General features: G+C 71.5%; 10 protein-coding genes. 7 read left to right on the plus strand and 3 right to left on the minus strand.

All coding sequences use genetic code 11. The annotated features are described in order from the left end of the window. Positions 1-6 precede the first annotated feature (6 nt). From ACFYOU_RS20705 to ACFYOU_RS20735, 7 genes are all read left to right on the plus strand, one after another. Complete coding sequence (locus tag ACFYOU_RS20705; protein ID WP_391307386.1) at positions 7-2,034, plus strand: methylmalonyl-CoA mutase family protein; 2,028 nt, start codon at positions 7-9, stop codon at positions 2,032-2,034. After that, positions 2,031-2,996, plus strand: a complete 966-nt coding sequence (locus ACFYOU_RS20710) for an HpcH/HpaI aldolase/citrate lyase family protein (RefSeq protein WP_385490970.1) — start codon at positions 2,031-2,033, stop codon at positions 2,994-2,996. The genes ACFYOU_RS20705 and ACFYOU_RS20710 overlap by 4 nt, the downstream gene beginning before the upstream one ends. Before the next feature lie 5 nt (positions 2,997-3,001). Next, positions 3,002-3,529: a MaoC family dehydratase gene (locus ACFYOU_RS20715; protein ID WP_389763690.1), complete on the plus strand. Its 528-nt coding sequence runs from the start codon at positions 3,002-3,004 to the stop codon at positions 3,527-3,529. A gap of 4 nt (positions 3,530-3,533) precedes the next feature. Then, positions 3,534-4,739 carry an acyl-CoA dehydrogenase family protein gene (locus ACFYOU_RS20720; protein WP_391307389.1) on the plus strand — a complete coding sequence of 402 codons (1,206 nt, stop codon included), beginning with the start codon at positions 3,534-3,536 and terminating at the stop codon, positions 4,737-4,739. Between the two features lie 181 nt (positions 4,740-4,920). Beyond that, the gene (locus tag ACFYOU_RS20725; protein WP_391307391.1) at positions 4,921-5,568 is read left to right on the plus strand and encodes a phosphatidylserine decarboxylase; all 648 of its coding nucleotides are present in this window, start codon (positions 4,921-4,923) and stop codon (positions 5,566-5,568) included. 91 nt (positions 5,569-5,659) lie between these two features. Then, positions 5,660-6,439 (plus strand): CDP-diacylglycerol--serine O-phosphatidyltransferase, encoded by a 780-nt coding sequence (pssA, locus tag ACFYOU_RS20730; RefSeq protein ID WP_385491227.1) that lies wholly within the window; start codon positions 5,660-5,662, stop codon positions 6,437-6,439. 576 nt (positions 6,440-7,015) lie between these two features. Next, a complete protein-coding gene (locus tag ACFYOU_RS20735; protein ID WP_389763343.1) occupies positions 7,016-8,704 on the plus strand; it encodes a BCCT family transporter in 1,689 nt (562 codons plus the stop codon). Between the two features lie 18 nt (positions 8,705-8,722). On the opposite strand, the gene ACFYOU_RS20740 is transcribed toward ACFYOU_RS20735, so the two are convergent. From ACFYOU_RS20740 to ACFYOU_RS20750, 3 genes are all read right to left on the minus strand, one after another. Continuing rightward, the gene (locus tag ACFYOU_RS20740) at positions 8,723-9,223 is read right to left on the minus strand and encodes a methylated-DNA--[protein]-cysteine S-methyltransferase (RefSeq protein WP_391307392.1); all 501 of its coding nucleotides are present in this window, start codon (positions 9,221-9,223) and stop codon (positions 8,723-8,725) included. Positions 9,224-9,269: 46 nt separating this feature from the next. Beyond that, complete coding sequence (locus ACFYOU_RS20745) at positions 9,270-10,748, minus strand: AlkA N-terminal domain-containing protein (RefSeq protein ID WP_391307656.1); 1,479 nt, start codon at positions 10,746-10,748, stop codon at positions 9,270-9,272. 97 nt (positions 10,749-10,845) lie between these two features. Continuing rightward, the gene (locus ACFYOU_RS20750) at positions 10,846-12,141 is read right to left on the minus strand and encodes an MFS transporter (RefSeq protein WP_391307394.1); all 1,296 of its coding nucleotides are present in this window, start codon (positions 12,139-12,141) and stop codon (positions 10,846-10,848) included. Positions 12,142-12,180: the final 39 nt, after the last annotated feature.

Here is a 12,180-nt window from a genome sequence, read left to right on the forward strand (position 1 = left end):
GCACGCATGACCGAGCGATCCAAGGACCGGCCGTGGCTGATGCGGACGTACGCGGGCCACTCCACGGCCGAGGCGTCCAACGAGCTGTACCGGCAGGGCCTCGCCAAGGGCCAGACCGGCCTGTCGGTGGCGTTCGACCTGCCGACGCAGACCGGCTACGACCCGGATCACGTGCTCGCCCGCGGCGAGGTCGGGCGGGTGGGCGTGCCGGTGTCCCACCTCGGGGACCTGCGGCGGCTGTTCCGGGACATCCCGCTGGAGCGGATGAACACCTCGATGACGATCAACGCCACCGCCATGTGGCTGTTGGCGCTCTACCAGGTGGTCGCCGAGGAACAGGGCGCCGACCTCACCGCGCTCCAGGGCACCACGCAGAACGACATCGTCAAGGAGTACCTGTCGCGCGGGACGCACGTCTTCCCGCCCGGCCCCTCGCTCCGGCTGACCACCGACATGATCGCGTACACCGTCCGGCACCTCCCCCGGTGGAACCCCATCAACATCTGCTCGTACCACCTCCAGGAGGCCGGTGCGACGCCCGTCCAGGAGATCGCGTACGCCATGAGCACCGCGATCGCCGTGCTGGACGCGGTGCGCGCCGGCGGACAGGTGCCCGAGGAGGAGTTCGGCGACGTCGTCGCCCGGATCTCGTTCTTCGTGAACGCCGGGGTCCGCTTCGTCGAGGAGATGTGCAAGATGCGCGCCTTCGGCCGGATCTGGGACCGGGTGGCCCGGGACCGCTACGGCGTCACGGACCCCAAGAAGCGGCGGTTCCGCTACGGCGTGCAGGTCAACTCGCTCGGTCTGACGGAGGCGCAGCCCGAGAACAACGTGCAGCGGATCGTGCTGGAGATGCTGGCCGTGACGCTGTCGAAGGACGCCCGGGCCCGGGCGGTGCAGTTGCCCGCCTGGAACGAGGCCCTGGGACTGCCCCGGCCCTGGGACCAGCAGTGGAGCCTGCGCATCCAACAGGTGCTGGCCCACGAGTCGGACCTGCTGGAGTACGAGGACCTGTTCGCCGGTTCGCACGTGGTCGAGGAGAAGGTGATCGCCCTGACCGCCGAGGCGCTGGCGGAGATGGACCGGATCGAGGAGATGGGCGGGGCGATGGCCGCCGTCGAGTCGGGCTATCTGAAGGGGCGCCTGGTGGCCTCGCACGCCGAGCGGCGGGCCCGGATCGAAGCGGGCACCGAGAAGGTCGTCGGGGTCAACGTCTTCGCGACGAGCGAGCCGAACCCGCTGACGGCCGATCTGGACACGGCCGTCCAGTCGGTCGACCCGGCGGTGGAGGCCCGGGTGGTGGCCGCGCTGGGCGCCTGGCGGGACACCCGCTACCAGCCGCCCTTCAACCATCCGAGGCCCTGCAAGGCGCTGGAACGGCTCAAGACGGCCGCGGCCGGCACGGACAACCTCATGGAGACCACCTTGGAGTGCGCCCGCGCCGGGGTGACCACCGGGGAGTGGGCCGGGGCGCTGCGGGAGGTGTTCGGGGAGTTCCGGGCGCCCACCGGCGTGTCGTCGGCCCCCGTCGCGGTGACCGCCGAGGCGGGCACCGCGCTGGCGCTGGTGCGCACCCGGGTGGCCCGGACCGCCGCCGACCTGGGGGCGGGCAAGCTGCGGCTGCTGGTCGGCAAGCCGGGCCTGGACGGGCACTCCAACGGCGCCGAGCAGATCGCCGTGCGCGCCCGGGACGCCGGTTTCGAGGTGGTCTACCAGGGCATCCGCCTCACGCCGGAACAGATCGTGGCCGCGGCGCTCGCCGAGGACGTGCACTGCGTGGGCCTGTCGATCCTGTCCGGGTCGCACACCGCACTGGTCCCCGACGTCCTGGAACGGATGCGGGCGGCCGGGGCCGCTGAGGTGCCGGTGATCGTCGGCGGGATCATCCCGAACGGCGACGCCGAGCAGCTGCGGCGGGCCGGCGTCGCCGCCGTGTTCACCCCGAAGGACTTCGCCATCACCGAGATCATCGGCCGTATCGTCGACGAGATCCGCTCAGCGAACGAGCTAGCACCCCTGGAGGTCCCCGCATGACCGCCCCCGTCAACCGACTGCGTCCGCGCCGCTCCTGCCTGGCGGTGCCGGGTTCCAATCCGCGGTTCCTGGAGAAGGCCCAGCAGCTCCCCGCCGACCAGGTGTTCCTGGACCTGGAGGACGCCTGCGCACCGCTCGCCAAGCCGGCCGCCCGGCACACGATCGTCACGTTCCTCAACGAGGGCGACTGGAGCGGCAAGACCCGGGTGGTGCGGGTCAACGACTGGACGACCGAGTGGACCTACCGCGACGTGGTGACGGTGGTCGAGGGCGCCGGCCAGAACCTCGACTGCATCATGCTGCCGAAGGTGCAGGACGCCCAGCAGATCGTGGCGCTGGACCTGCTGCTGACGCAGATCGAGAAGACCATGGGCTTCGAGGTCGGACGGATCGGCATCGAGGCACAGATCGAGAACGCCCGGGGCCTGCTGAACGTCGACGCCATCGCCGCGGCCTCGCCCCGACTGGAGACGATCGTCTTCGGCCCCGCGGACTTCATGGCCTCCATCAACATGCGGACGCTGGTCGTCGGCGAGCAGCCGCCCGGGTACCCGGCGGACGCCTACCACTACATCCTGATGCGCATCCTGATGGCCGCCCGGGCGCACGACCTCCAGGCGATCGACGGCCCCTACCTCCAGATCCGCAACGTGGACGGCTTCCGGGAGGTCGCGGGCCGGGCCGCGGCGCTCGGCTTCGACGGCAAGTGGGTGCTGCACCCCGGGCAGGTGGAGGCGGCGAACGAGGTGTTCTCGCCCGCGCAGGAGGACTACGACCACGCCGAGCTGATCCTCGACGCCTACGCCCACCACACCTCGGAGGCGGGCGGGATGAAGGGGTCGGCGATGCTCGGCGACGAGATGATCGACGAGGCGTCCCGCAAGATGGCCCTGGTGATCGCCGGCAAGGGCCGGGCCGCCGGACTGTCCCGCACCTCCGCCTTCGAAGCACCCCGGGGGTGAGCGCGATGCAGTTCGGCCGCACCTACGAGGAGTTCGAGGTCGGCGCCGTGTACAAGCACTGGCCCGGCAAGACGGTCACCGAGTACGACGACCACCTGTTCTGCCTGCTCACCATGAACCACCACCCGCTGCACCTGGACGCCCACTACGCCGAGCGGGCGACCGACTTCGGTCGGAACGTGGTCGTGGGCAACTACGTCTACTCCCTGCTGCTGGGCATGTCGGTGCCGGACGTGTCGGGCAAGGCGATCGCGAACCTGGAGGTCGAGTCGCTGCGCCACGTCGCGCCGACGTTCCACGGGGACACGATCTACGGGGAGACGACCGTCCTCGGCAAGACCCCGTCACGGTCGAAGGCCGACCGGGGCGTGGTCCAGGTGGAGACCCGGGGGCACAAGCAGGACGGCACGCTGGTGTGCGTGTTCCGCCGCAAGGTCATGGTGCCCACGCGGGCCCACGTCGCGGAGCGCGGCGGTGAACAGCCGGGCCGCCCCGTGCCGCTCGACCCGACCCAGAAGCCGCAGGAGAAGTGACGCCATGAGCCGACTCGCCCAGACCCACGGCCTCACCGAGGTCCAGCAGGAGATCCTGGCGACCGTCCGGGAGTTCGTCGACAAGGAGATCATCCCGGTCGCGACGGAACTGGAACACCGCGACGCCTATCCGCAGGAGATCGTCGACGGCCTGCGGGAACTGGGCCTGTTCGGGCTGATGGTCCCCGAGGAGTACGGGGGCCTGGGCGAGTCACTGCTCACGTACGCGTTGTGCGTGGAGGAGATCGCCCGCGGCTGGATGTCCGTCTCGGGGATCGTCAACACCCACTTCATCGTGGCGTACATGATCAAGCAGCACGGCACGCCGGAACAGCGGGAGCACTTCCTCCCCCGGATGGCGACCGGCGAGGTGCGCGGGGCCTTCTCCATGTCGGAGCCGGGGCTCGGCTCGGACGTCTCGGCGATCACCTCCCGGGCGGTGCGGGACGGCGCGGAGTACGTCCTGGACGGGCAGAAGATGTGGCTCACCAACGGGGGCACCTCGCACCTGGTGGCCGTGCTGGTGCGCAGTGACGAGGGACACCCGGAGGGGACCGCTCCGCACCGTTCGATGACGACCTTCCTCATCGAGAAGGAACCGGGGTTCGGGGAGGTCAGGCCGGGCCTCACCATCCCCGGGAAGATCGAGAAGATGGGGTACAAGGGCGTCGACACCACCGAGCTGATCATGGATGGCCTGCGCATTCCGGCCAATCGCGTCCTGGGGGGTGACACCGGCCGCGGCTTCTACCAGATGATGGACGGCGTCGAGGTCGGGCGGGTGAACGTCGCCGCGCGTGGCTGCGGGGTCGCACACCGTGCTTTCGAGTTGGGCGTTTCTTACGCACAGCAACGGCACGCATTCGGAAAGCCGATCGCCGAGCACCAGGCCATCCAGTTCAAGCTGGCCGAGATGGCTACCAAGGTCGAGGCCGCCCATGCGATGATGGTGAACGCAGCACGCAAAAAGGACTCCGGGGAACGAAACGACCTTGAGGCAGGGATGGCGAAGTACCTCGCCTCCGAGTACTGCAAAGAGGTCGTGGAGGACGCCTTCCGGATCCACGGCGGCTACGGCTTCTCCAAGGAGTACGAGATCGAGCGCCTCTACCGTGAGGCCCCGATGCTGCTGATCGGCGAAGGAACCGCGGAAATCCAGAAGATGATCATCGGGCGCAGGTTGCTTGAGGAGTATCGACTTCACGGGTGAGCATCGGGTCGGTTGCCCCGATAAGGGTGGTTTCTTCGAGAAGAACGTCACATCCTGTCCACCTTGTTCGGGCTCCGACTCAGCTTCCTGGCTTGCCCAGTTGCGGCCCGCAACCGATACGATCGCGGTACAGCCGCCGTCCCCCGTACAGCGCGGCAATCATCCGCTACGAAGGTCATCCATGCCCGACAGCCAAATCTCTGCACCTCGCGGCCGGGTCCGCCTCGCTCGCGGAGCGTCGCCGTGGCTCCTGCCGACCGTCGCCACCGCTGCCCTCAGCCTGGCCCGGTCGCGTCGCTCCTCGAAGGCGGCCGTCGTCGCCGTACCGGCCACCGCGCTCGCGGCCGGCATGCTCTGGTTCTTCCGTGACCCCGAGCGCGAGATCGCCCAGGGCCGGGTCATCTCCCCCGCCGACGGAGTGGTGCAGAGCATCATGCCGTGGAAGGACGGACGGACCCGGGTCGCGATCTTCATGAGCCCGCTCAACGTCCACGTCAACCGTGCCCCCCTCTCCGGCACGGTGACGTCGGTCGAGCACATCCCGGGCGGGTTCGTTCCGGCGTTCAACAAGGAGAGCGAGAACAACGAGCGCGTCGTCTGGCACTTCGACACCGAGCTGGGCGACATCGAGATGGTGCAGATCGCCGGAGCGGTCGCGCGCCGCATCGTGCCTTACGTGCCGCAGGGCACCAAGGTCGAGCAGGGTGACCGGATCGGACTGATCCGCTTCGGCTCGCGCGTCGACATCTACCTGCCCGAGGGCGTGGACGTGGATGTCGAGGTCGGACAGAAGACAACCGCGGGGGTGACTCGCATTGACCGTGATTGATCCCGAGACCTCGCCTCCGGCCCAACCCGGCTGGGTGCCGGAGGCCGAGGCGTCCGAGGGACCCGACGGCGCGGAGGACGATGCGGAGGACATGCCGCTGTCCCTGCGGCTGTCGATAGCGGACACCCTCACGCTCGGTAACGCCACCTGCGGCTTCATGGCGGTGTACTTCACCACCACAGGCATCCTGATCCCGCACCTCACCGGCAGCGACGAGTCGGGCATGGCCCGGCACTCCGCCGCCACCGCGGTGATCCTGATGCTGTGCGCGGCGGTCTTCGACCTCTTCGACGGTCTCGTCGCCCGCAAGCTGCGGTCGTCGCCGATGGGGGCGGAGCTGGACAACCTCTCCGACCTGATCAGCTTCGGCCTCGCCCCCGCGTACTTCGTGCTCGTCTACGGCATGGTCGCCGACGACGCGTACCAGAAGGTCGCCGCGGTCGGGGCGATCGTGGTGTTGCTGGCGGTGGTGCTGAGACTCGCCCGGTTCTCGTGCGTGACCGTGCGGGAGGGCGTGTTCCAGGGCATGCCCAGCCCCTTCGGGGCGCTGACCGTGGTGTCGATCGTGCTGCTCGGCCTGCCCTTCTTCGCGACGCTGCTCGCGATCGTGGGCACCGCGTGGCTGATGGTGAGCCGGGTCGAGTACCCGAAGCCGCGGGGATGGACCGCGGTGGCGATGCTGTCCTGGATCGTGCTGAGCATGGGGTTGCTGGCGGCCTGGGCGTTCGACGCGCCGGAGGGCCTGCTGCTGCTCCAGACCGGTTGCGCGCTCCAGCTCGTGATGGGCGCGGTGATCCCGCTCTTCGCGACCGCCCGGCGGGTGAACAACTTCCGTGACAATCGGCGTGAGGCTCGTGCGCACATGCCGTAGCGGCGGCCAGTAGGTAACGGGTGTGGCCCCCCGGTCCTTGTGACCGGGGGGCCACACCCGTTTCCCGGTGCGGGTCGCGACCGGTCACCCGCGCCGTTCCCCGCGGGACGGTGGGGGTTGCTCGCGCAGTTCCCCGCGCCCCTAGCGGGGCCCCACGGCCGGACCCTCCCCGCGGGACGGTGGGGGTTGCCCGCGCCGTTCCCCGCGCCCCTGACGGGCCCCACGGCCGGGCCCCTCCCCGCGGGACGGTGGGGGTTGCTCGCGCCGTTCCCCGCGCCCCTGACGGGGCCCGCGGCCGGACCTTTCCTGCGGGTGCGGGGTGCCCGCGACCCTGGCGGGGCTTCCCTGCGGGGTGGCGGGGGGCATGGCGGGCCTGGTGAGGGGCGCGGGGAACTGCGCAACACGCCAGCGCACGCCGGCCGAGCAGCGCACCCGCACGGGAACGCACCCCGAAGGGGCGCGGGGAACCGGCGGCCGAGCAGCGCACCGGGAGCGGAACGTCCCCGAAGGGGGCGCGGGGAACTGCGCGGCGCGGCTCACCCGGGACGGGGACGATTCCCACCATAGTGGGGCACGATGAGCGTAGAGACACAGGCCACCGCCCCACAGGACGACGAAAGCACCGCACCCGACGCCGTAGTGGTCGGAGTGGGAGTCCTCGTCGTCCTCGGCGTAGTCGGCTGGGCCGCGATCGGCAAGCACTCCTTCGACACCGTTTCGAGCACCGCACTGGACTGGGTCCTCGCCAACTTCGCCTGGCTGTTCGTGATCGCCGCGGACACCTTCCTCGTGCTGTGCGTGGTGCTCGCCCTCTCCCGGTTCGGGCGCGTCAAACTGGGGGCGGACGACAGCGAACCCGAGTTCACCAGCCTGGCGTGGATCGCGATGATGTTCAGCGCGGGCATGGGCATCGGGCTGATGTTCTACGGCGTGGGGGAACCGCTCACCCACTACCTGAACCCGCCGCCGGCCAGCGGCGTGGAACCGCGGACGGGGGCCGCCGCCCGGGTCGCGCTGGAGTACTCGTTCTTCCACTGGACGCTGACGCCCTGGGCGATCTACGGGATCGCCGGCCTCGCCCTCGCCTACGCGGGCTTCCGCAAGGGCCGCGGCAACCGGCTCAGTTCGGTGTTCGTGCCGTTGCTCGGGCAGCGCCGCGCGGACGGCTGGCCGGGGCGGGTGATCGACCTGCTCGCGGTGTTCGCGACGGTGTTCGGCACGGCGACGAGCCTCGGGGTCGGCACGCTCCAGGTCGCGACGGGCCTCGGGCTGACCGCGGGGATCAAGGACTCGACGACCCTGCAACTGTTGATCGTGGTGGTGCTGTCGGCGGCGTTCGTGATCTCGGCGTTCTCGGGGCTCCACAAGGGAGTGAAGTGGCTGAGCACTCTCAACATCGTGCTCGCCGCCTGTCTGATGGTCTTCGTCTTCCTGTTCGGGCCGACGGTCTACATCCTGGACGCCATCCCCGCGAGCCTCGGCGGTTACCTGCACGAACTGCTGCCCATGGCGACCCGCACCGGTGCCTTCACGGACAGCGAGTGGCTGGGTGCCTGGACCATCTTCTACTGGGCGTGGTGGCTGTCCTGGGCGCCCTTCGTGGGGACGTTCATCGCACGGATCTCGCACGGCCGAACGATCCGTGAGTTCCTGGTGGGGGTGCTGCTGGTGCCCAGCGGGGCCACCGTCATCTGGTTCTGCGTCATGGGCGGGACGGGCATCCGGCTGGACGAGACCGGCCGGGTCGACATGGCGGCGAAGGTCGAGGAGGGCGCGGAGGCGTCGCTGTTCGCGATGCTCGAAGCGCTGCCGCTCGGTTCGATCACCGCCTGGGTGGCGATGCTGCTGGTCATGACGTACTTCGTCACCAGCGCGGATTCCGCCTCGCTGGTGATGGGGTCGCTGACCAGCCGCGGGACGCTGCACCCGCGGACCTGGCTGGTCGTGACCTGGGGGGTGCTGATGGCCGCGGTGGCGGCGGTGCTGCTCGTCGCCGGCGGACTCCAATCGCTCCAGACCGCGACCATCCTGGTGGCGGTGCCGTTCGTGGTGGTGATGCTGGTGCTGTGCTGGGCCCTGGTGACGGAGCTGCGGACGGACCCGGGGGCCGGGTTCCCCCGGCAGCAGCGGTTGCACGGCTTGCGGGACGCGGTGCGGGCGATGGTCGGGGAGGCGATCTCCGAGGCGGGGCCCGAACGGCACCGGCGGTTGCGGCGGCTGGCCCGCCGGGACCCGGGGCCCGACGAGCCCGGTCCGGACGCCTGAGGCCCGCGGGACGCTCCGTCAGAACAGGGCGGCCGTGCCCGTACCCCGTTCGAAGTCGAGCAGGCGCTGCTTGCGGGGCAGACCGCCGCCGTAGCCGGTGAGGTTGCCGTTCGCCCCGATGACCCGGTGGCAGGGGACGATCACGCTGATCGGGTTCTTGCCGTTGGCGAGGCCCACGGCGCGCGACGCCGAGGGATTGCCGAGCGCCTCGGCCAACTCCCCGTAGGTGCGGGTCTCGCCGTACGGGATCGTGAGGAGCGCGTCCCAGACGGACCGCTGGAAGGGCGTGCCGTCCAGGCGCAGGGGCAGGTCGAACTCGGTCAGGTCGGCCGCGAAGTACGCGTCGAGCTGGCGGGTCGCCTCGGCGAAGGGTCCGGGATCGCGGTCGCCGAAGAACTCCTCGGGCGGGCGGTGCCGCTGGTCGGTCATGTACACCCCGCTGAGGACGCCTGCGGTGGCGACCAGGGTCAGCGTGCCGTACGGGCTGTCGATGTGGGTGTGGTGCTTGGTGGCGCTCATGGCCGGTGCTCCTGGTCGTGGCGGGTACGGCGGTACGGGAGGGCCGTCACCCGGGGAGGACGTTGATCGGGTGGTCGTCGGTCGCCCACAGGTACTGCACCGCGTACGCGCGCCAGGGGCGCCAGGCGGCGGCGCGGGAGGTGAGGGCGGCGGGGGTGGACGGCAGACCGAGCCCTGCGGCGGCCCGGCGCACCCCCAGGTCGGTGGCGAGGAAGGCGTCGGGGTCGCCCAGTGCGCGCATGGCGATGACCTCGACGGTCCACGGCCCGAAGCCGGGCAGTGCGCCGAGCTGGGTGCGGGCCTTCGCCCAGTCGGACTCGGCGCCCAGGCGCAGCGCACCCTCGGCCAGCCGTGCGACGAGCGTCGTCAGGGTCGCCCGTCGGCTGCGCGGCAGGGCCAGCGTCTCGGGGTCCAGGGCGGCCAGCGCCTCGGGGGTGGGGAAGAGGTGGGTGAGTCCGCCGGCGGGGTCCTCGATCGGCTCGCCGTGCGCGAGGACCAGCCGGGCCGCGTGGGTGCGGGCGGCGGCCGTCGAGACCTGCTGGCCGAGCACCGCCCGGACGGCGAACTCGGCCTCGTCCACGGTCCGCGGCACCCTACGGCCGGGGGCCCGGTCGATCAGGGGCGCGAGCAGCGGATCGGCGTGGAGTTGGGCGTCCACGGCGACCGGGTCGGCGTCGAGGTCCAGCAGTCGGCGGCAGCGGCTGATGGCGACGGTGAGGTCCCGCGGGTCGGTGAGGGTCAGTCGGCAGCCGATGTGGTCCGGGTTCGGGGTGAGGGCGACCGTGCCGTGCCCGTAGGGCAGCCGCAGGGTGCGGCGGTAGGCGCCCTCGTGCCACTCCTCCACCCCGGGCACCGCCGTCGCCGCCAGGTGGCCGAAGAGGTTGTCGGGGGTGAGGGGCGCCCGGAACGGCAACCGCAGGGACAGCGTGCCGGGCGCTCCGGTGACGGCCGGGCCGCGGCGTCCGGCCGCCTTGGCGCGCAGTTCGCTCGGCGCCAGCGCGAAGACCTCGCGCACGGTGTCGTTGAAGGTGCGGATGGAGGCGAAACCCGCGGCGAAGGCGATCTCGGCCATCGGCAGCGCGGTCGTCTCGATCAGCAGCCGGGCGGTCTGGGCCCGCTGCGCCCGGGCGAGGGCGAGGGGTCCGGCGCCCAGTTCGGCCAGGAGCTGGCGTTCGACCTGGCGGGTGCTGTAGCCGAGGTGCGCGGCGAGTCCGGGGACGCCCTCGCGGTCCACCAGGCCGTCGGCGATCAGTCGCATGGCCCGTGCGACGAGGTCCGCCCGCTGGTTCCACTCGGGTGATCCGGGGCTGGTGTCGGGACGGCACCGCTTGCACGCCCGGAAGCCCTCCTGTTGGCAGGCGGCCGCACTCGGGTAGAACACCATGTTCTCCGGCTTGGGCGGCACCACGGGGCAGCTCGGGCGGCAGTAGATCCGGGTGGTGAGCACGGCCGTGTAGAACCAACCGTCGAAACGGCCGTCCTTGGACTGGACCGCTCTCACGCACCGCTCGGTGTCGGCGTGCATCGCGCTGTGCATGCCTCCAGCATCCGGGAGGCGCACCCACGGCGGCTAGCGAGAATTCGACATGGACGTTGCGCGGGGCGGCTGCGCCGGTGCCGGTCTATCCGTCGCCGCGCACCCGTCTGCCGGGCAGACCGCCGCGGGCCACGAGGTACAGGGTGAACAGGAGCGCCAGCACCGCTCCGGCCCCGGTGAGCAGCCCGAAGCCGCCGGCGGCGACCAGCATCCCGGAGGCCAGTCCGCCGGAGGCACCGGCGACCAGCACCCCGACGTCCATGAAGCCCTGGTAGGCGGCCCGGCGGTCGGGCGGGGCGGCGTCGGTCACCATCGTCGTCCCGCTGACGAAGCCGAGGTTCCAGCCGATGCCGAGCAGGACCAGGGCGAGCGCCAGGGCGGGCGCCGAACCGGGCGGGGCGGCGTGGGCGAGGAGTGCGGCCCCGCACAGCACCACGGCGCCGAGGGCGGCGGTGGGGGTCCGGCCGGTCCGGTCGACCAGGTACCCGGAGAGCGGTGAGGAGAGGTACATCGCCCCCATGTGCAGTCCGATGACGAGCCCCGCGGTGCCCGTGGCGTGGCCGTGGTCGGTCATGTGGACGGGGGTCATCGTCATGATCGCGATCATCACGACCTGGCTGAGCACCATCACCGCCGCTCCGGCCGCCATCCGCCGCAGGTCCTCGCGCGGGAGCCCGCCGAGCGTCGTTCGGCCGGCGCGGGTTCCCGTGGTCGCGTCCGGGGCCGGGCCGCCGGCCGCAGCACGGGCCAGGAGCAGCGGATCGGGGCGTAGCAGGGCCCAGAGCACCAGCGCGGCGGCCAGGAAGGCGACGAACGCCAGCAGGAAGGGCCCGGACAGACGGGGCAGGTCCCAGGAGCGGGCGAGGTCTCCCGTGACTCCGACGAGTCCCGGGCCGGCGATCGCCCCGGCGGCGGTGGCGAACAGCACGGTGCTGACCGCACGGCCGCGCCGGGCCGGCGCGGCGAGGTCGGCGCCCGCGTACCGGGCGAGCATGACCGAGGCGGTGCCGGCTCCGTAGACGAGCAGGCCCAGGAAGAGCAGCGGCACGCTGTCCCAGGCGGTGGCGGCGACCACGACGAGGCTCCCGAGGGCGCCTATGCCGTAGCCGAGGGTGAGGCCGGGCCGTCTGCCCCAGCGCTGACAGGCCCGGCCGATCCCCGCGGCCCCCACTGCCGCGCCTATGGTGAACAGCGCGCTCGGCACCCCGGCGAGGCCGGTGGAGCCGAGCATCTCCTCGGCGAGCAGAGCACCGACGGTGATTCCGGCCGCGAGGGCCGCGCCGTTCAGGATCTGGGTGGTCACCAGGACCGCGAGGACCCGCCGTTGCGCGGGGTGCTCTTCGTGGTCCGTGGTGACGTTCGATGTGGTGGGGGACGCCACTGGCTCGCTCCTCGTCCGGTGCGGGAGGGCGGTGGACGC

It is taken from the genome of Streptomyces sp. NPDC005955 (assembly GCF_042871255.1).
Classification (GTDB): domain Bacteria; phylum Actinomycetota; class Actinomycetes; order Streptomycetales; family Streptomycetaceae; genus Streptomyces.